Origin of the sequence: Bacillus sp. AF62, from assembly GCF_050312695.1 — a bacterium.
GTDB lineage: Bacteria > Bacillota > Bacilli > Bacillales > Bacillaceae_G > Bacillus_A > Bacillus_A cereus.
Genome location: NZ_JBNPJZ010000330.1, coordinates 1 through 215, shown reverse-complemented (window position 1 = coordinate 215; position 215 = coordinate 1). Strand labels below are relative to the sequence as shown.

Here is a 215-nt window from a genome sequence, read left to right as displayed (position 1 = left end):
AAGTACCAGGGCGGCATGGTTCGTTAACAAAAAAAGGGGCGTTTGAAGACGTCCCTTTAAAAATGAAGTTTAATTTACTAGAAGATGAAAATATAAAACCTTTAATCCGTCGCATCAAGGCATGGTTCCTAAATGGCGAAACATTGTATTTCACTGATGATGAAGTATACCGAAAAATTAAATCTGTTGAAATTGGTGATATTGCAAATGAAATC

The 215-nt window shown here is 34.9% G+C and carries 1 pseudogene; it reads left to right on the top strand.

Annotation, left to right across the window (positions count from 1 at the left end):
* Nucleotides 1-215: pseudogene (locus ACQRBL_RS33025) on the top strand (phage tail protein); the annotation flags it as partial.